The organism is Streptomyces sp. WAC05374 (genome assembly GCF_004353505.1).
Taxonomy (GTDB): Bacteria; Actinomycetota; Actinomycetes; order Streptomycetales; family Streptomycetaceae; genus Streptomyces.
Genome location: NZ_SMNQ01000028.1, coordinates 42,364 through 62,765 on the forward strand (window position 1 = coordinate 42,364; position 20,402 = coordinate 62,765).

Annotated in this window: 8 protein-coding genes; 7 read left to right on the forward strand and 1 reads right to left on the reverse strand. The window is 73.1% G+C overall.

Features of this window, described 5'->3' with window-relative positions; all coding sequences use genetic code 11:
* Positions 1–16 precede the first annotated feature (16 nt).
* The 7 genes from E2B92_RS31245 to E2B92_RS31275 all read left to right on the forward strand — a co-directional run bounded on the left by E2B92_RS31245 (position 17) and on the right by E2B92_RS31275 (position 18,569).
* On the forward strand, positions 17–1,318 hold the full coding sequence (locus E2B92_RS31245; RefSeq protein ID WP_126883821.1) for a cytochrome P450: 1,302 nt from the start codon (positions 17–19) through the stop codon (positions 1,316–1,318).
* On the forward strand, positions 1,315–1,821 hold the full coding sequence (locus E2B92_RS31250; protein WP_126883820.1) for a hypothetical protein: 507 nt from the start codon (positions 1,315–1,317) through the stop codon (positions 1,819–1,821). Before E2B92_RS31245 ends, E2B92_RS31250 begins: the two co-directional genes overlap by 4 nt.
* Positions 1,818–2,354, forward strand: a complete 537-nt coding sequence (locus E2B92_RS31255) for a DinB family protein (RefSeq protein WP_126883819.1) — start codon at positions 1,818–1,820, stop codon at positions 2,352–2,354. Before E2B92_RS31250 ends, E2B92_RS31255 begins: the two co-directional genes overlap by 4 nt.
* 101 nt (positions 2,355–2,455) lie before the next feature.
* Positions 2,456–3,646: a macrolide family glycosyltransferase gene (locus E2B92_RS31260; protein ID WP_126883818.1), complete on the forward strand. Its 1,191-nt coding sequence runs from the start codon at positions 2,456–2,458 to the stop codon at positions 3,644–3,646.
* A 233-nt stretch (positions 3,647–3,879) separates the two neighbouring features.
* Positions 3,880–5,511 (forward strand): glycoside hydrolase family 1 protein, encoded by a 1,632-nt coding sequence (locus tag E2B92_RS31265; RefSeq protein ID WP_160159810.1) that lies wholly within the window; start codon positions 3,880–3,882, stop codon positions 5,509–5,511.
* 97 nt (positions 5,512–5,608) lie between these two features.
* Positions 5,609–17,254 carry a type I polyketide synthase gene (locus E2B92_RS31270; RefSeq protein WP_133087775.1) on the forward strand — a complete coding sequence of 3,882 codons (11,646 nt, stop codon included), beginning with the start codon at positions 5,609–5,611 and terminating at the stop codon, positions 17,252–17,254.
* 19 nt (positions 17,255–17,273) lie between these two features.
* Positions 17,274–18,569, forward strand: coding sequence for a cytochrome P450 (locus E2B92_RS31275; RefSeq protein ID WP_126888439.1), 1,296 nt, complete (start codon positions 17,274–17,276; stop codon positions 18,567–18,569).
* 77 nt (positions 18,570–18,646) lie between these two features.
* Here the strand turns inward: E2B92_RS31275 and E2B92_RS31280 are convergent.
* On the reverse strand, positions 18,647–20,402 hold a 1,756-nt coding region (locus tag E2B92_RS31280), incomplete at its 5' end, for a thioesterase domain-containing protein (protein WP_133087776.1).

A 20,402-nucleotide genomic window follows, 5' to 3' on the forward strand; every position in this document is an offset into this window, starting at 1 on the left:
AGAAAGGCAAGCGGCTATGCAATCCCTCGCAGCGATCGACATCACGAGTGAGCAGCTCTATGACGACAAGGGCTACCCGTGGGAGGAGTGGGACCGGCTGCGGGAGGAGTCTCCCGTCCACTGGTACCACCGCCCCGGCTACGAGCCGTTCTGGGCGCTGACCAAGCACGAGGACATCTCCCTCGTCGCCCGCAGCACGGACGTGTTCTCCTGCCGCGAGCGCACGGCGATCGAGACCCCGGACGAGATCGACCCGTGGGAGATGGAGCGCGAGCGCCGCGGCCAGGTCTACGGTCACGTGGCCGACTACCCGGCCGGTCTCGGCTTCATGGACGCGCCCCTGCACCGCCAGGTCCGCCAGGCCATGTACCCGTGCTTCACGCCCAAGGCCATGGCGGCCATGGAGGAGCGCTTCTTCGAGCTGTCCACCTCCTACGTCGCCGACTTCGTCGAGCGCCTCGACACGGACGGCACGGCCGACGTGGCGCACGACCTCGCCGCCCGGCTTCCGCTGGCCGCCATCTTCGAGCTGCTCGGAGTGCCGGGGGAGGACTGGGACCACCTCTTCCGCGTGCACCAGGACACCGCCTCCGCCTTCCACAAGGGCTACAAGCAGGAGGAGGGCGAGGAGGCGCAGGCCCGCTTCATGCGGGCCATGATCGAGCTGGACCAGTACATGTCCGGTCTCGCGAAGAAGCGCATGGAGGAAGGCGGCAGCGGCGGCACCGACGTCCTCAGCCGGCTCGCCAAGGCCAACGTCCAGGGCAGCCCGCTGGCCTTCCACGACATGTCGTACCAGCTCTTCAACCTGGTCCAGGCGGGCAACGGCACCACGCGCAACGCCATCGCCGGCGGCATCAAGGTGCTGCTGGAGAACCCGGACCAGCTCCAGAAGCTGATCGACGACCCGTCGCTGCTGGACGGCGCCGTCGACGAGATCCTCCGGTGGACCTCGGTCGCCGTGGTGATGGCCCGCACGGCCATGCGGGACACGGAGATCCGCGGTCAGCGCATCCGCAAGGGCGAGACCGTCGCCATGTTCTTCCCGGCGGCCAACCGCGACCCGGACGTCTTCCCCGACCCGTACCGCTTCGACATCACCCGCAGCCCGAACCGGCACATCGCGTTCGGCGGCAACGGGGAGCACCGCTGCATCGGCGCCGCACTCGCGAAGACCGAACTGCGGGCCATGTTCCGCGCCCTGCTGCCCGTGCTGCCGACGCTGGAGCTCGCCGGCGAGTCGAAGATGCTGGTGCTGCGCCTGCTCATCTCCGAGTTCGTGCAGCTTCCGGTCCGCCGCAAGGAGGCGGCGGCATGACGGCGGAGCCCCTCCTGGACCTCGCGTCCCGGCCGGTTCCCACCACGGTCGAGGAGTTCGCCGCGTGCGACGAGTCCGACCTCGAGATCATGGTGCCGTGGACCGGGCCGGGCATCGACCCGGAGACCGGCGCTCTGCGGGCGCCGCTGCCGGACACCTATGTCGTCGCCACCTCCGGGGGCTGGCCCAAGCCCAACGCGATGGAGGTCGCCACCGAGCTGAACCGGGTCCTCCTGGAGGAGCTGTGGGGCCGCGAGGGGCTGATCGCCGCCACCTTCGCCATCTCCCAGAAGTGCTGGATGAGCTCGCGCGCCCTCGCCGTCTGGGAGGACGAGGACGCCCTGACGGGATTCCTCCAGTCCGAGGGGCACATGAACGCGGTACGCAAGACGAAGAATCTCGCGTACGCCTGGGAAGGGACCCGCTGGGTGAGCCATTCGCCGACCCTTCCCACTTTTGATGAGGTACGGGCACGACTGGCCCAGCAGAGGAGGAACAAGTGACCATCTCCCCGGTGGCCCCGACCACGGACGCCCTGGGTGCGCATTTGCTCCAGGAATTCGATCTTGCCTACGAGATGATTCTGGAACTCATCGACGGTTTCGACAACGAGACCGCGCGCACGGCGCCGGAGGGGCACATGCCCGCACTCTGGTTCCTCGGCCACCTGATGTGCTCCAAGGACTATGTGTCCGGGCTCTATCAGGAGGGCGGAATAGCCCTCTCCCTGGAGTTCTACGACAAGTGGGCCGGCGACTGCGACAAGGTCGACTGGGAGGGCGCCCCGTCGCTGGACGAGATGGTCGGCCTCTACAAGCAGATCCACCAGCGGCTGCGTGAACTCGTGAGCACGCTGACGGTCGAGGATCTGCACCGCGAGTGCCCCGTGGAGATTCAAGCTCCGCTTGACGATTACTGGAAGACCCGTCTCGCCAAGCTCGGGTCCGCGCTCTCCCTGGTGCAGATGCACGACGCCTATCACGGAGGCCAACTGGGAAGTCTCCGGGGAGCGCTGGGGATGACCGTTCCCTTCTGAGACGATGCCGGCCGTTGACGGCAGCGCCGGGTCCGGGCCGCTGGTACAGTCCCGGATTGCCGTCAACGGATTTCCCTGTCGTCGCTAGGAGAAGGTGTTCGATGACATCTCACATCGCGTTCTTCAACTTTCCCGCATTCGGGCACCTGAACCCGACGCTGGGGGTTGTGGCAGAACTCGTCAAGCGTGGTCACCGGGTCACCTGCACCACCACGGATCACTTCGCTCCGGCCATTGAGTCACTCGGTGCGGAAGCGGTCCGGTACAACTCCGTGTTCGGCCAGTACTACACAAATCCCTTCACCGCGGAAGCGATTTCCGGAGAGGGGCTGCGCACCCTGGAGGAGTCCCTTTCCCTGGTCGACCAGGTGGAGGGCTTCTACCAGGACAACCGACCCGATGTGATTCTCCATGACTTCATGGCGTGGGGCGGGCGTTTCTACGGAGCCACGCGGGACATTCCGGTGATGCGGCTCTTCCCGTCGTACGGGATGAACGAGCACTTCTCCATCCAGGCCAAGTTCCCCATGGCCGAATTCTCCGACCCGCTGGTCATGGAGATGATCGCCAGGCTCGACGAGAAGCTCCCCGATCTCGGATTCCCCGGCAAGACGGCCATGGAGTTCTTCATGGAGCCGCCGCAGCGCGGCATCATCTTCCTGCCCCGTGACTTCCACTACGACGGGGACACGTTCGACGAGCGGTTCGTCTTCGCGGGGCCCTGCCTCGGCGACCGGTCCGGCTTCCAGGGCTCGTGGCAGCCCGCCTCGCAGGACCGTCCGGTCCTCCTCATCTCCCTCGGCACGGCCGCCACCGGCTGGCCGGAGTTCTTCAAGACCTGTGTCGAGGCGTTCACCGGCTCCCGCTTCGACGTCGTCATGGCCGTCGGCGACAACCTCGACCCGGCGGAACTCGCCCCGCTGCCCGCCAACTTCGAGGTCCGGCGCAGCGTCCCGCAGCTCGACGTGCTGCGTCACGCCGACCTGTTCATCACGCACGGCGGCATGAACAGCGTCATGGAGTCCCTCTACAACGGGGTGCCGATGGTGGTCAGCCCGCAGATGAGCGAGCAGCGCGCCAACGGCCTGCGTGTGGAGGAGCTGGGCTTCGGCCGCATGCTCACCCGCGAGGACTTCGGCCTGGAGAGCCTGCGCAAGGCCGTCGACGAGGTGTCGGCGGACCGGGCGATCGCCGACCGCACCCGCGCCATGGGTGAGCGGATGCGCCAGGTCGACGGCCCCGCCGTCGCCGCGGACGCCATCGAGTCCTACGTGGCCGCGAGCGGCCGCTGAGTTCGAGCCACGCTCAAGCGGACGGGGCGATGATGCCGGTGTGGCATCCCGCGAGTTCCGTCCGCCGCTGTTGACTCGACCGGGCACACTCCCCGTCACGACACCGGCCACGTCATTCCCCGCGGGATGGCGTGGCCGGTTTCGTCTGTCCGCCCGGTCGGACGCCGGAAGTCCGGGGCGCCGCTGAGTCGGCGGCTTGCCACACGAATCCGCCTCCGAACGAGGAAGACAGCGTGAAAAGACTGATAGGCACATCCTTGGCGGCGGCCCTGCTCGCCGTCGTCCTCACGCCCGGGGTGAACGCCCACACCGGTACCCAGGAGGGCACGAGCGGTCCGGGGAAGCTGTCCTTCCCCGCCATCGGCTCGGTCTCACAGCCCTCCGGCAAGGGCAGCTTCCGGTTCGGTGTCTCGAGCTCCGCGACGCAGATCGAGGACCAGAACACCAACAACGACTGGTACCTGTGGTCCAAGCCGGCGCCCGAGGGGCTCGGCAAGAGCCCGTTCGTCGGTGACGGCGTCGGCGGCTACACGCGGGCCGTCCAGGACGTCGGCCTCGTCGACGACCTCAACGTGGATTCGTACCGCTTCGGGATCGAGTGGTCCAGGATCGAGCCGCAGCGCGACAAGATCGACGAAGCGGCCCTGGCGCACTACGACAAGCAGCTTCAGGCCCTCGCCGCCAAGGGCATCCGCCCGATGATCACCCTTCACCACTTCGCCAATCCCGTATGGGTCGACGACCCGCGCGACCCGGGCTGCGAGAAGGGGCCGAGCGACACCAACCTGTGCGGCCTGGACCACCCGCAGGGCGGCGAACTGGTCGTCGAGGAGATGGCCGAGTTCGCCAAGCTGGCCGCCGAGCGCTACGGCGCCCGCGTCGACGAGTGGGTGACCCTGAACGAGCCGATGGTCTACATGACCTTCTCCCACGCGTTCGGGGCCGGCCCGCCCGGAAAGGCGAACCTCAACCCGGCCAACCTGGCCAAGTTCACCACCGCGCAGCGCCGCTACATCATGGCGCACGTGGCGATGTACCGGGCCATCAAGGCCGTCGACCGGGTCGACGCCGACCGGGACGGCGCGGCCTCCAGCATCGGCCTGACCGTCGGCGCCCAGGAGTACGTCCCCATCCGCGACGGCAAGGTCAGCAAGGACCCGCTCGACATCGCGGCCCGTGACCGCTACCGCCAGTACACCGACTACGGCTTCGTCGACGCCCTGTGGCGGGGCACCTTCGACAACAACCTCGACGGAGTCGTCGACGAGCGGCACCCCGAGTGGGCGGGCACCCTCGACTGGCTCGGCCCCCAGTCGTACGCCCGCATCGGCGTCTCCGCGCGCGGTGCCTCCGGCGGCGGCAACCCGCCCTACCCGGTGATCGACGTCGACCTGTGCACCACGGCGCCCTGCCTCCCCTACCGCGACCCGTCCTACTTCGTGCCCGCCATGGGCTACGAGGCCTCCATGCAGGGGCTGACCGGCGTGCTGCGCGAGTACGGCAAGCGCTACCGCGGACTGCCGCTGGTGGTGACCGAGTCGGGCATCGCCACCGAGAACGGTGAGCGCCGTTCCCAGCACATCGTGCGCACGCTGGAGCAGATCGCCCAGGCGCGCGCCGAAGGCGTCGACGTGCGCGGCTACTACCACTGGAGCCTGCTCGACAACTTCGAGTGGCTGACCGGCTACGCGGCGCGCTTCGGCCTCTACGAGGTGGACCGCACCACCATGAAGCGCATCCCGACGTCCTCCGTGCCGCTCTACAGCGGGATCGCCGGGTCGCGCGCCGTGTCACCGCAGACCAGGCGTGAGTTCGGCGGTACAGGGCCGCTCACCCCGGAGACCGCGGGCACCACTGCCCGCTGACACCGGATCACCTCGCGGGGAGCCGTCCCGTCCGGGGCGGCCCCCGCTGATTTCCCCCGTGTGCCGGAAGTCCGGTCCGACGAGCAAGGAAGAGCAGATGAGCTTTGCCCAGCCGAACAGTGGCGTCGCGGCCCCCCTGCCGGGCGCCGAGGACATCGCCGACTTCCTGCGTGGCGCCGTCGCGGCAGCCCTCGACGTACGGCCGGAGACCGTCGACACCGGCCGGCCGCTGCGCGACCTCGGACTGGACTCCCTGAAGATCATGTCCGTCGTGGCGGTCCTCTCCGAGCACCTCGAACGCCCCGTGCCGAGCTGGGTGGTGTGGCAGTACCCGACGATCGCCGGCCTCGCCGCCCACCTGGCCGGCGGCGACGCCGCCCCCGCCGTGGCCGCGCCCCGGACCGCCGCGCCCGGCCGCGTGGCGGCCGACGAACCCATCGCCATCGTGGGCCTGGGCTGCAAGCTGCCCGGCGGCATCGAGACGCCCGAGGCGCTGTGGGAGAGCCTGTGCGAGGGGCTCGACGCCGTCCGCGAGGTCCCGGCCGACCGCTGGAACGCCCAGGAATGGCTCGACCCCGACCCGCGCGCCCCCGGCAGGATGACCACCCGGTGGGGCGGCTTCCTCGACGACGTCGCCGGATTCGACGCCGACCTGTTCCGGATCTCGCCCGCCGAGGCCAAGCACATGGACCCGCAGCAGCGCATGGCGCTCGAGGTCGCGTGGGCCGCCTTCGAGGACGCCCGGATCGTCCCCTCCGGCCTGACCGGCACCCGCACGGGCGTCTTCTTCGGCACGATGGCGCAGGAGTACCACCTCGCCACCGGCGCCGACGCCGAGACCATCGAGACGCACTCCGCCGTCGGCTGGGACAACTCCATCATCCCGGCCCGCATCGCCTACACCCTCGGCCTGCACGGCCCCGCCATGGCCGTCGCCACCGCGTGCAGCTCCTCGCTCACCGCCACCCACCTCGCCGTGCAGAGCCTGCGCCGCGGCGAGACCGACCTCGCCCTCGCGGGCGGGGTCAACGTCATGCTGCACCCCCACACCACCGTCGCCATGACCAAGTTCGGCGGCATGAACCCCGACGGCCAGTGCCGGGCCTTCGACGCGGGCGCCAACGGCTACGTACGCGGCGAGGGCTGCGGCGTCGTCGTCCTGCGCAGGCTCTCCGACGCCCTGGCCGCCGGCGACCGCGTGTACGCCGTGATCCGCGGCACGGCCGTCAACAACGACGGCGCCTCCAACGGGCTGACCGCCCCCAACCCGCAGGCCCAGGCCGACGTGGTGCGCACCGCCTGGCGCGACGCGGGCGTCGACCCCAAGGACGTCTCCTACGTGGAGGCCCACGGCACCGGCACCCTCCTCGGCGATCCGATCGAGGCCGAGGCCCTCGGCACCGTCTTCGCCGAAGGCCGTGACGAACCGCTGCGCCTGGGCTCCGCCAAGACCAACTTCGGCCACCTGGAGCCGGCGGCCGGCGTCACCGGCCTGCTCAAGACCGCCCTCGCCCTGTACCACGGCGAACTGCCCGCCAGCCTGCACTTCGAGGTGCCCAACCCGCACATCGACTTCGAGGGCAACAAGCTCCGGGTCGTCGCCGAACGCCAGCCGTGGCCCGCCGCCCGCCGCCGCTACGCGGGTGTCAGCGGCTTCGGCTTCGGCGGCACCAACGCCCACGTCGCCCTCGAGGAGGCGCCCTACCGCCGGCGCCGCCTCGTCCCCGTCGCCGCCGGCAGCGAGGAGGCCCTGCACGACGTCCTCGCCGCGCTCGGCACCCAGGGCGCGGCGCCGGCCGGCCCGCACACCGACCGGGGCGCCGGTGCGACGGGCGGACACCGTGCCGTCGCCGCGCTGACCGGCCCCGGCGGCGCCCGTGTCGTCAGCGGCCCCCGCACCCCCGCCGAGCGGCCCTCGCTCGCCTTCTTCTTCTCCGGACACGGCGCCCAGTGGATCGGCATGGGCCGCGACCTGCTCGCCGAACCCGCCTTCCGCGCCGCCCTCGACGAGTGCGACCGCGCGGTGCGGCCGTTCACGGACTGGTCCGTGACCGACGAGCTCCTCGCCGACGCGAGCCGCTCCCGGCTCGACCGCACCGACGTCGTCCAGCCCGTCCTGTTCTCCCTCCAGGTCGCCCTCGCCCGCACCCTGGCCGCCTGGGGCCTGGAGCCCGACGCGGTCTTCGGCCAGAGCATCGGGGAGGTGGCCGCCGCCGTCGTCGCCGGCGCCCTCCCGCTGGACGAGGGCGCCCGGCTCATCACCACCTGGTCGGCGCTGATCGCCGAACGCGCCTCGGGGCGCGGCACCCTCGTCGTGTGCGACCTCACCATCGAGGAGGCCGCCCGGCTCACCGCCGACGAGAGCCGCGGCATCTCCGTCGCCGGGCACCTCGCGCCCGGCCAGGTGTGCCTGTCCGGCGCGACCGACGCCATCACCGCCCTGGAACGGGAGCTGTCCGACAACGGCCACCGCACCCTGCGCGTCAACATCGACTACGCCTCCCACAGCGCCCAGCTCGAAGAGCTCGCCCCCGAACTCGTCCGCCGGCTCGGCACCCTGGACACGCGCGCCGCGTCCATCCCGTTCTGGTCGACCGTCGTCAACGACTTCGTCGACGGCACCGCCCTCGGCGCCGGCTACTGGGCGCGCAACATGTGCGAGCCCATGCTGCTGGCCGAGGCGGCCACCGCACTCGCCGTGACCGGGCCGGCCGCCGTGCGCGGACTGCGCGTCGTGGAGATCGCCCCGCACCCCGTCGCCCGGCACTCCCTCAAGCGGACGTTCGCCGCGGCCGACGCCACCGACGCGGTCGCCCTCGCCGCCTGCCGCCGTGACCGGCCCGCCCGCCAGAGCCTGGAGGACGTGGCGGCCCGGCTGTGGTGCGAGGGCCATGACATCGACTGGACGGCCGTCCACGGCCGCACCGAGCGGCCCACGCTCAAGGCACCCGTCGTCCTCACCGTCTCCGGCAAGACCCCCGAGGCCCGCGCCGCGAACGCCGCCCGGCTCGCCGGCCACCTGGAGGGCAAGGGCGAGGCCGAACTGCTCGACATCGCCTACAGCGCCGCCCACCACCGCCCCCACCTGGAACACCGGGCGGGCGCCGTCGCCGCCACCTCCGCGCACGCCCGCGAGGCGCTGCGGGCCCTGGCCGACGGCCGGGCGCACCCGGGCCTCGTCGAGGGCGCGGCGGTCGACGGGGGCCTCGCCGTCCTCTTCACCGGCCAGGGCAGTCAGCGCATCGCCATGGGCCGGGAGCTGTACGCGGCGTTCCCCGTGTTCCGCCAGGCGTTCGACGAGGTGTGCGCGGCGCTCGACCCGCACCTGCGGCTGCCGCTGGCGGCGGTCGTGTTCGCCCCCGAGGGCAGCGCCGACGCGGAGCTGCTGCACGAGACGGAGTTCACGCAGCCGGGGCTGTTCGCGGTCGAGGTGGCGCTGTTCCGGTTGTGGCGGGCGTGGGGTGTGGTGCCGGGTGCGGTGGCCGGTCATTCGATCGGTGAGCTGGCGGCGGCGCATGTGGCGGGTGTGCTGGACCTGCCGGACGCGGCGAAGCTGGTGGCGGCGCGTGGCCGGTTGATGCAGGCGTGTGAGCGTGGCGGGGCGATGGCGTCGGTGGAGGCGTCGGAGCCGGAGGTGCTGGAGGTCCTGGCGGGTGTGCGGGGCCGGGTGTCGGTGGCGGGCCTGAACGGTCCGGCGCAGACGGTGGTCAGTGGTGACACGGCCGCGGTCCTGGAGGTCGCCGACCACTTCGCGGGCCTGGGGCGGCGCACGCGGCGCCTGGAGGTGTCGCACGCGTTCCACTCGCCGCACATGGACGCGATGCTCGCGCAGTACGAGCAGATCGCGGCGGGCTGCGCGTTCGCCGCTCCGGTGATTCCGCTGGTGTCGACGGTGACCGGTGACTGGGTCACCGACGAGGTGACCGATCCGGCGTACTGGGTGCGTCAGGTGCGTGAGGCGGTCCGGTTCCTGGACGCGATGCGGACGCTGGAGCGGGCCGGGTATGCCCGGTTCCTGGAGTGCGGTCCGGCCGCGGTGCTGTCCGCCATGGGCGCCGGATGCGTGGAAGGCGACGCGGTCTTCATCGCCTCGCAGAGAGCGGGCGACGCCGACGAGGTCCACACCCTCGTCCACGCCCTGGCCGCCGCGCACGTCGCGGGCCAGGAGATCGCCTGGGACCGCGTCCTGGCCGGCGGAGTCCCCGTCGACCTGCCCACGTACGCCTTCCAGCGCCGCCCCTACTGGATCGAACCCCGGCCGAAGAAGAACACCGGCCACGAGCGCTCACCGGCCGAGGACGCCCTGTGGCAGGCCGTCGCCGACGGCGAGAGCGAGCGCGTCTCCGCACTCCTCGGAGCCGGCGACACCACCGCCGTCGCCACCCTCCTGCCCTACCTCGCCACCTGGCGCGAACAGCAGGACCGCGCCGGTGAGATCGCCGACTGGAGCTACGAGGAGACCTGGCAGCCCTCCGCCGTGGCCCGTACCGCACCGCTGCCGGACGGCGCCTGGCTGCTCCTCGCCCCCACCGCCGCCCACCCCCTCGCCGAACAGCTCGCCGAGGCACTGACCGGCGCCGGCGCCACCGCGCACATCCTGACCGCCGACCCCGGCCCGGACGACACCGACGACCGCACCGCGTACACCCGGCGCATCGGCGAGGTGACCGCGGCCCTCGGCGACACGACCCTGCGCGGCGTCCTCGCCCTCACCGCCGCCGACACCACGCCCCACCCCGCCCACCCCGCCGTGACCACCGGCGCCGTCCGGAGCCTCGCGCTCGTCCAGGCCCTCGGGGACGCCGGCGTACGCGCCCCCCTGTGGTTCGTCACCCAGGGCGCGGTCCGCGCCCACGACACCGACGGCGCCCCCGCCCCCGAGCAGGCCCTCGTCTGGGGCCTCGGCCACGTCGTCGCCCTCGAACACGCCAACCGCTGGGGCGGCCTGCTCGACCTGCCCGCCGCCCCCGACGCGGCGACCACCCGGCAGCTCCTGGCCACCCTCGCCGCCCACGGCACCCCGGGCGCCGAGGAACACGTGGCGCTGCGCCCGGCCGGACGCCTCGCCCGCCGGCTCCGCCGCACGACGGCCACCGCCGCCGTCCGGCCCTGGACGCCCCGCGGCACCGTCCTGATCACCGGAGGCAGCGGCGCCCTCGCCGCCCACCTCGCCCGCCGCCTCGCCGAACGCGGCGCCGAACACCTGGTCCTGGTGTCCCGGCGCGGGCCCGAGGCCGAGGGCGCCGCCGGGCTCGCCGCCGAACTGCGCGCCGCTGGCGCCCGCGTCACCCTCGCCTCCTGCGACGTCACCGACCCGCACCACCTGGGCGAGCTCCTCACCGCACTCGACCGGGACGAGGCGCCCCTGCGCGCCGTCCTCCACACCGCCGGCGTCCTCGACGACCGGCTGCTCGACCGCCAGGACGCCGCGTCCCTCGCGGCCGCCGCCGCACCCAAGCTGGCCGCCGCCCGGCACCTGCACGAACTCACCCGCGACCGCGACCTCGACGCGTTCGTCCTGTACTCCTCCGTCGTCGGCGTCCTCGGCAACGTCGGCCAGGCAAACTACGCCATGGCCAACGCCGCCCTCGACGCACTCGCCGCACAGCGCAGGGCCGAGGGCCTGCCCGCCGTCTCCATCGGCTGGGGCCCCTGGGCCGACGGCGGCATGACCCACGGCGCCGCCGAGACCCAGCTCCGCCGCATCGGCCTCGCCCCGATGCCCGCGGACCGGGCCCTGGACGCCCTCGACACGGCCCTCGCCCACGGCGGCACGACCGTCGTCGCCAAGACCGACTGGGCGACGGCGGCCGCCGCGTACGCCGAGAACGGCGACCGCCCGTTCCTCCGCGACATCCCCGAGGCGCGCGCCGCCGCCGGCACCCCGGCCGAGCAGGGCAACCCGCTGCGCACCACCCTGCTCGCCCTGCCCGAGGACGCCCGCGAGGACCACCTGCGCCACCTGCTGGCGACCGAGGCCGCGGCGGTCCTGGGCGTGACCGACCCCGCCTCGCTCGACCCCGAACGCGGCTTCAAGGACCTCGGGTTCGACTCGATGATGGCCGTCGACCTCAGCACCCGCGTCCAGAAGCGCACCGGGGTCGTCACACCCAAGACCCTGATCTTCGACCAGCCGGACCTGGCGTCCGCCGCACGGTGGCTGCTCGGCGAACTCGCACCCGCCCTCACGGCCACCACCGACACGGTCACCGGCCACCGCACCGACGAGCCGCTCGCCATCGTCGGCGTCGGGCTGCGCATGCCGGGTGACGCCCACGACCTGGACAGCCTGTGGGACGTCCTCGCCGAGGGCCGCGACACGGTCGGCGAGGTCCCGGCCGACCGCTTCGACATCGACGCCTTCTACGACGCCGACCCGGACGCCGAGGGCAGGACCTACGCCCGCCGCGCCTCCTTCCTCGGCGACGTGGCCCACTTCGACGCCTCCTTCTTCGGCATCAGCCCGCGCGAGGCCGAACCGATGGACCCGCAGCACCGGCTGCTGCTCGAAGCGGCCTGGAACAGCCTGGAGAACGCCGGCATCCGCCCGCGCGAGCTGCGCGACTCGCGCACCGGCGTCTTCGTCGGCGCGGGCGTCGGCGAGTACGGCAAGTACCGCCAGGGCGGCGCCCCCGACACGTACACCCTGACCGGCACCCTGCCCAGCTTCAACGCCGGCCGCCTCTCCTACCACCTCGGGCTCCAGGGCCCCGCGCTGTCCATCGACACGGCGTGCTCGTCGTCCCTGGTGGCGCTCCACCTGGCCTGCGAGGCGCTGCGCAACGACGAGTGCGAACTGGCCCTCGCGGGCGGTGTCCAGGTCCTCGCCGACCCGGGCGCGTTCATCGCGCTCAGCCGCTCGCACGCGCTCTCCCCGGACGGCCGCAGCAAGGCGTTCTCGGCCGACGCGGACGGCTACGGGCGCGGTGAGGGCGTCGGCGTCATCGCCGTCATGAGGCTCTCCGACGCGGTCGCGCAGAACCGCGCGGTCCTCGGCGTCATCCGCGCCACCGCCGTCAACCACGACGGCGCCAGCAGCGGCATCACCGCCCCCAACGGCTCCTCCCAGCAGAAGGTCGTCCGCGCGGCCCTCCGCTCGGCCGGCCTGTCCGCCGGGGACATCGACTACGTCGAGTGCCACGGCACCGGTACGCCACTGGGCGACCCCATCGAGGTGCAGGCGCTGGCCGCCGTGTACGGGGAGGGCCGTGAGCCGGGACGGGAACTCGGCCTCGGCACGGCCAAGTCCGTCATCGGCCACCTGGAGTCGGCGGCGGGCATCGCCGGAGTGTGCAAGATGCTGGCCGCGTTCAGGAACGACGCCCTGCCCGGCACGCGGCACAGCACGCCGCGCAACCCGAACATCGCGTGGGAGGACCTCCCGGTACGGGTGGTCGACGAGCTCACGCCGTGGGAGCGGGACGAGGCGCGTCCGCGTCGTGCGGGTGTGTCGTCCTTCGGTCTGAGCGGGACGAACGCGCACGTCATCATCGAAGAACCGCCGGTCGCCGAGCCGGTGGAGACGGCTGTTGTCGAAGGTCCGCTGCCGGTGGTGGTGTCGGGCCGTGACGAGGCGGCGCTGCGGGAGCAGGCGGGGCGCTGGGCGTCCTGGCTGTCGGACCGTGGTGACGTCCGCGTGGCGGATGTGGCGGTGACGGCCGCCCGGCACCGTACGCACTTCGCGTCACGCGCCAGCGTGGTGGCCGCCGGCTCCGCCGAGCTGGTGGAGGCGCTGACCGCGCTGTCCGAGGGCCGGTCGCATGACGCTGTCGTGACCGGGAGTGCCGAGCGGCGCGGGAAGGTCGTCTTCGTCTACCCGGGTCAGGGTTCGCAGTGGGTCGGCATGGGGCGTGAACTGCTCACTACCAGTGAGGTGTTCGCGCAGACGATTGACGCGTGTGATGCGGCTCTGCGGCCGTTCACGGGTTGGTCGGTGCGTGAGGTCCTGGCTGGTGAGGAGGGGGATCACCCGCCGTTCGACCGCGTCGACGTGGTGCAGCCCGCCCTGTTCGCCATGGGCGTGGGCCTGTCGGCCGTCTGGCGTTCACTCGGCGTCGAGCCTTCCGCGGTGGTGGGGCACTCGCAGGGCGAGGTCGTGGCCGCTGTGGTGAGCGGGGCTCTGACTCTGGAGCAGGGTGCGCAGATCGTCGCTCAGCGTTCGCAGGCGGTCCTGGCGTGTGCGGGTCAGGGTGGTATGGCGCTGATCGAGCGGCCGGTCGCGGTGGTGGAGGAGTTCCTCGCCCCCTACGGCGACGCCCTGTCCGTCGCTGCGGTGAACACCGCCGGTTCCACCGTGATCTCCGGGCAGGCGGACGCCATCGTCCGTATCGTCGCCGAGCTTCAGGCCCAGGACGTGTACGCGCGGAAGATCAACGTGGACTACGCCTCCCACAACGCGCAGATGGACCCGCTTCTACCCGGTCTGGCGGCCGGTTTCGAGGGCCTCCAGCCGCGCGGTGCGGACATCGCGTTCTACTCGACGGTGACCGGTCAGGTCGCCGAGGGTTCGGAGCTGGACGGCGGTTACTGGTGCCGCAACCTGCGCGAGCCGGTCCGCTTCGACCGCGCCCTGAACCGCCTCCTGGAAGACGGTCACACCGTCTTCGTCGAGATCTCCGCCCACCCCGTGCTGTCCATGCCGCTGACCGACGGCAGCGCCGAGCACGGCGGCATCGTCGTCGGCTCCCTCGCCCGCGACCACGGCACCCCCGCCCAGCTCCTCCGCAACCTCGGCCTGCTCCACGTCCAGGGACACACCCTGGACTGGGACAAGGTGCTGGGCACGGACACCGGCACTCTGCTGACCGACCTGCCGACGTACGCCTTCCAGCGCGAGCACTACTGGCTGCCCGTCCCGAAGGCCGGCGGCGACGCCGGTTCGCTGGGGCTCGAGGCGTCCCCGCACCCCTGGCTGGGCGCGGTGACCGCGCTCGCGGACGGCGAGGGGCACCTCCTCACCGGCCGCCTGTCCCTCACCGACCAGCCCTGGCTCAGGGACCACACCGTCTTCGGCTCGGTCATCGTGCCGGGCACCGGGCTGCTGGAGCTCGCCACCGCCGTCGCCCACGAGGTCGGCGCGACCGGGGTCGCCGAACTGACCCTGGCCGAGCCGCTGGTGATCGAGGACGCGGTACACATCCAGATCACCGTCGGCGCGCCGGGCGCGGACGGCCGCCGCCCGGTCACCATCCACAGCCGCCCCGAGGACGCCCAGGACGACTGGACGCGGCACGCGAGCGGCGAGCTGGGCGCCGAGCGCACCGGCAGCCTGCCCGACGCCTTCGCCGAGCTGCGCCGGTGGCCGGTCGCCGGGGCCGAGCAGGTCGGACTCGACGGCTTCTACGACCGGTTCGGCGCCCAGGGCATCGATTACGGCCCCGTCTTCCGGGGCCTGACCGAGCTGTGGCGCAAGGGCGGCACGGCGTACGGAGCCGTACGCCTGCCGGACCCGGGCACGGGCGCGGAGTACGCCCTCCACCCGGCCCTGCTCGACACCGCCCTCCACATCATGAAGGGCGTCACCCTCGCGGACGGCGAGGAGGAGCCGGAGGGCGCCCTCCTGCCCTTCGAATGGACGGACGTCGAGCTGTACGCGGCGGGCAGCGGAGAGCTGCGCGTCCGCGTCGACGTCGAGCCGTCCGCGACCGGCCAGGAGATCCGCTTGTGGGCCTCCGACGCGGCGGGCGAGCCCGTCGTACGCGTCGGCGGGCTCCACCTGCGCCGCGCGACGGCCGACCAGGTGCGCGGCGCGCGGGGGCCGGGCGCCGACGGCCTGCACCGCCTGGAGTTCCGGCCGGTGGACGCTCCCGCCCCCGGGGGCACGGTCGCCGACGCCGTCCTCACCGGCACCGGCGCACTCGCCGGCCTCCTCGGCGTACCGACCCTGCCCGACCTCGACGCCCTGGCCGCACGGCTCGCGTCGCAGCCGGACACGCCCGCGCGGATCGTCGTCGACACCACCGGCCGGCCGCCCTTCTACAGCGCGCCCGAGGCCGCGTACAAGGCCGCCGAATACGTGCTGGCACAGCTCCAGGCGCTGCTGGCCGACGAGCGGCTCGCGTCGACGGAACTCGTCTGGGTCACCCGCGGCAGCGTCGCCGCGCTCCCCGGCGACCGGCTCGACGGGCTGCCGTACGCGCCCCTGTGGGGCCTGGTCCGCTCGGCGCGGGCCGAACACCCCGAGCGCGCCCTGCGCCTGGTCGACCTCGGCCCCGAGGACGCCGACCGGGACGCCCTGGCCCGCGCCCTCGCCGTGACCGGCGAGCCGGAACTCGCCGTGCGCGGCGGCGAGGTGCTCGCCGCCCGCCTGGTGCGCGCGGCCGCCGACGACGACGGCACCGCCGCCCGGCCCCTCGACCCCGAGGGCACCGTGCTGATCACCGGCGGCACCGGTGAGCTGGGCCGGGAGACCGCCCGGCACCTCGTACGCCACCACGGCGTGCGCCACCTGGTGCTGACCTCACGGCGCGGGGCCGACGCGCCCGGCGCGGCGGAACTCATCCACGAACTGGAAAGGGAAGGTGCGCGATGCGTACGCGTGGTGGCGTGTGATGTCACTCGGCGAGATGACGTGGCGCAGGTGCTCGGTCTTGCTGAGGCGGACCGGCCTTGGACTGCGGTCCTGCACCTCGCGGGTGTACTGGACGACGGCGTTCTCCTCGGCCAGGACGCGGAGCGACTCTCCCGCGTGATGGCCCCGAAGGTGAAGGGCGCCTTCTACCTGGACGACCTGACCCGGGACATGGACCTCGCGGCGTTCGTCCTGTTCTCCTCGGCGGCCGGCACCGTCGGCACGGCGGGCCAGGGGATCTACGGCGCCGCCAACGCCTACCTCGACGCGTTCGCCGCCGACCGGCGCGCCTCCGGCCGCCCCGTCACCAGCCTCGCCTGGGGGCTGTGGCACCAGGCGGGCGTGGGCATGACCTCCCACCTGGGCACGGTCGAGCTGGAGCGCATGCGCCGCCAGGGCATCGCGCCGCTCCCCTTCGCGCAGGGCCTCGCCCTCCTCGACACCGTGCTCGCCCGTCCCGCCGGCAACTTCGTGCCCGTCAAGCTCGACCTGCGGGCCGTGCGGCGGGACGCCGAGCAGGGCCAGGACGCCCCCGCCCTGTTCCGGGCGCTCGTACGGCCCCGGCTGCGCCGCGCGTCCACCACCACGGCCGCCGGCACCGCCGGCAACCCGGCGGGCCTGCGCGACCACCTGCTTGCCGCGCCCGAGGACCGGCGTGCGGAGCTGGTGACGGACATGGTGCTGCGCGAGGTCGCCACGGTGCTCGGCGTCAGCGGGGCCGCGTCCCTCTCGCCGCAGCAGGTCCTCAAGGACCTGGGCCTCGACTCCCTGATGGCGGTCGAACTGCGCCGCCGGCTGTCCGCCGAGAGCGGTGTCCCGCTGCCCGCCACCCTCGCCTTCGACTACCCGACGCCCGACCACATCGCCCGGCTGGTCCTGAACCGGATGGACCTCCCGGCACAGCCCTCCCCGGCCGGTGAGCCCGAGGCCGGCACGGCCGGCTCCGAGGACCCCGAGTCGCTCCTCGGCTGGGCGCTCGAACGGCTCACCGCCGGCCGGCTGCACAGCAGCGGACTGCTGGAACGCCTCGTCGAACTGGCCCGGCAGGAGAGCCCGGACGCCCCGGCGGCCGCCTCCTCGCCGGCCGCGGCCGCCGAGGAGGAGCGGTCGGTCGACGACATCAACGCCGAGCTGAACGCGCTGCTCGAGGCATCAGGGCTCGACCTCGACTGAACCCGGGAGACCGACGACCATGCTCACGTCCGACCACCTGACCATGACCGACGAAGCGGTGTACGCCGAGAGGGGGGACTACCCGTACGCCGAGTGGGACCTGCTGCGGCGCGAGGCGCCCGTTTTCTGGTACCGCCCGCCCCAGTTCGAGCCGTTCTGGGTGCTGACCCGCCACGAGGACATCGCCTGGGTCTCACGGAACCCGAAGATCTTCTCCAGCGCCCAGCGGATCACGCTGGAGACGCCCGACGCGGTCGAGATGTTCGAGGCGCAGATCGAGCAGCGCGCCGAGATGTTCGGCCTCACACCGGACCGGCCGCCCGCGCTGTCGTACATGGACTCGCCGCGCCACCGGCACCTGCGCCAGGTGCTGGCCCCCTGCTTCACCCCCAAGGCGATACGCGACCTCGAGGCCCGCTTCCACGAGCTCGCCGCCGCCTACACCGCCGACTTCGTCGCGATACTCGACGAGGAGGGCGGCGCCGACGTGGCGCGGCACCTGTCCGGGCGGCTGCCGGTGGCCGCGATCTGCGAGCTCGTCGGCGCGCCGCCGGCCGACTGGGACGACATCTACGCGTGGGCCCTGGGCGCCACCGGCGCCGCGGACCCCGAGTACCAGCGTGACGGCGAGGACGCCGAGGCCACGTTCACCCGCAACATGACCGCCCTCAACACCTATGTGACGGAGCTGGTCCAGAAGCGGATGGCCGAGATCGACGGCACGGGCACCGACATGCTCAGCCGGCTGGTGCGGGCCCGGATCGAGGGCGAGCCGCTGGCGTTCCACGAGATCCTCTTCACCATCTTCAACCTGCTGGTCGCGGGCATCGAGACGACGCGCAACGCCACCACGGGCGGCATCCGGGCCCTGCTGGAGCACCCCGAGCAGCTCCGCATGCTGTCCGAGGACCCGTCGCTGATGGACGGCGCGGTCGAGGAGGTCCTGCGCTGGACGACGATCGCCCCGCACTTCGTGCGTACGGCGAAGCAGGACACGGAGATCGGCGGTCAGAGGATCCGCAAGGGCGAGTGCGTGGTCCTGTGGTACCCGTCGGCCAACCGGGACGAGACCGTGTTCGACGACCCGTACCGCTTCGACATCACCCGTGACGCGGGCGCGCAGATCGCGTTCGGCGGGCACGGCGAGCACGTCTGCCTGGGCGCGCACCTGGCCCGGCTGGAACTGCGGGCCGTGCTGGGGGCGATCCTCCCGCACCTGCCGTCCCTGGAGATGGTCCGCGCGCCCGAGTTCCGCGTCCTGCACCTCCAGCTCGCCGAGATCCGGCGGCTCGTGCTGCGGCGCACGGACGGCTAGCCGCCGGCGGTTCGCCACACGGGGGAGGGGCCCGGCCGATCGGCCGGGCCCCTCCCCTTTCCGGCGTCACCGGCCGGTCAGCGGCCGCTGCCCGCGTCCGGGATCGCCGCCACCAGCTCGGCGGCCATCGCCTCCGGGTTCTCGATCGGCGCGGCGTGCGTGCCCGCGATCGTGCGGAGGGTGAACGGGCCGCTGGTCAGCGGCGCCCAGCCGGACTGCACCGCGGCCGGGAGGACCGGGTCCAGCGACGCGCCCACCGCCACCAGCGGGACGTCCAGCGGGGCACGGCTGTCCGAGCGCAGCAGCTCCTCGTGGTTGCGCGCCATGGTGATGTCGGTGCGCAGGTTGTCGACGTACGCGGCCAGCACCTTGTCGTTGGCGAGGAGCGCGTCGGGCAGGATGCCCCGGAACGCCACCGCCAGCTCATCGAGTGCCGCCGCCCCCACCAGTGCCTCGGCCGACTGGAGCCTCTCCAGCTCCGGCGGCCGCTCCGTGTGCGGCGGCAGCCCGCAGGCCGCGACGACCGAGACGGGCGGGTGGCCGGGCAGCCGGGTGAGCCGGTGCGCGATCTCCCAGGCCAGCCAGGTGCCCTGGCTGTGCCCGTACAGGACGACGGGCACGTCGAGCCGGCCGGCCAGCGCCGCGGTGACCTCGTCGGCCACCACCGCGGCGTCCAGCAGGGGCGCCTCGTCCTTGCGGGCCTCGCGGCCGGGAAGCTGGAGCCCCAGCAGCTCGACGCCCTCCGGCAGGTGGCGGATCAGCGGCACGTGGGAGTCGGTCGTGCCGCCGCTGCCCGCGATGCCGAGCACCCGCGCGTACGGCCGCCCGGCGGGCTTGAGCACCCGCAGCCAGGGACTGGCGGACGTCCCCGCGGCTGCGCCCCGCCCGTCGGCCCCGTCGTCGTCGGCGACCGCGTCCGGCACCAGGCCGGCCAGCACGTAACGGGCGATGCCGGTGCAGCCGGTGGGACGCAGCAGCACCTCCGACGGGACGCCGACACCGGTACGGCGGGCGATCGCCGCGCGCAGCCCGGCCGCCAGCAGCGAGTCCAGGCCGAGCTGCTGAAGGGCCTGCGACGGCGGCACCTCGCCGGGCGCCCTGCCCAGCAGGACGGCCGTCTCCTCCCGCAGGAGGGCGACCACCGCGTCCAGGCGGCCGGCCGCGTCCAGACCGGCGATCATGTCCCGGAACCGGTCCGTGACACCACCGCCGGGCGTCTCCCGGTCCGCCCCGTCGCGCCCGGACGGCTCACCCAGCTTCCCGTGCCAGGACGCCAGGTACGGCAGCAGGCCCGCCAACTGGTCGCGCAGCTCCTCCGGTACGTCGAGGAGGTCGGCCACGGCCGACGCCTCCCCCTGCCGGGCGGCCCGCCAGAACGGCTCCTCGGCCGCTGACGTGCCCCCCGCCCCGCCGGAGGCCCGGTGCGCCCAGTACCGCTCGCGCTGGAAGGCGTAGGTGGGCAGCGGGACCAGGGTCCCGGACCCGGCGCCCAGCGCCCGGTCCCAGTCGACGTCGTACCCGTGGACGTGCAGCAGGGCGACGTTGCGCAGGAACTGGGCGGTGGTGCCGCGCTCACGGGCGAGCGTGCCGGCGACGACGCCGCCGCGCGCCGCGGTCGCGTCGGCCATGGGCAGGCCCAGCACCGGGTGCGTGGACACTTCGACGAAGACGGTGTGCCCGTCCTCGACGAGCCGGTCGAGCGCCTGGTCGAAGCGGACGGTGTCGCGGAGGTTGCGGTACCAGTAGGCGGGGTCGAGGGGTTGGTGGTGGGGTTGGCCGGTGACGGTGGAGTAGAGGGGGATGCGGGGGGTGCGGGGGCGGATGCCTTCCAGT

Coding starts and splice junctions, on each gene's coding strand:
- E2B92_RS31275 (WP_126888439.1), top strand. CDS start 17,274: ATGCTCACGTCCGACCACCTGACCATGACCGACGAAGCGGTGTACGCC.
- E2B92_RS31260 (WP_126883818.1), top strand. CDS start 2,456: ATGACATCTCACATCGCGTTCTTCAACTTTCCCGCATTCGGGCACCTG.
- E2B92_RS31270 (WP_133087775.1), top strand. CDS start 5,609: ATGAGCTTTGCCCAGCCGAACAGTGGCGTCGCGGCCCCCCTGCCGGGC.
- E2B92_RS31245 (WP_126883821.1), top strand. CDS start 17: ATGCAATCCCTCGCAGCGATCGACATCACGAGTGAGCAGCTCTATGAC.
- E2B92_RS31250 (WP_126883820.1), top strand. CDS start 1,315: ATGACGGCGGAGCCCCTCCTGGACCTCGCGTCCCGGCCGGTTCCCACC.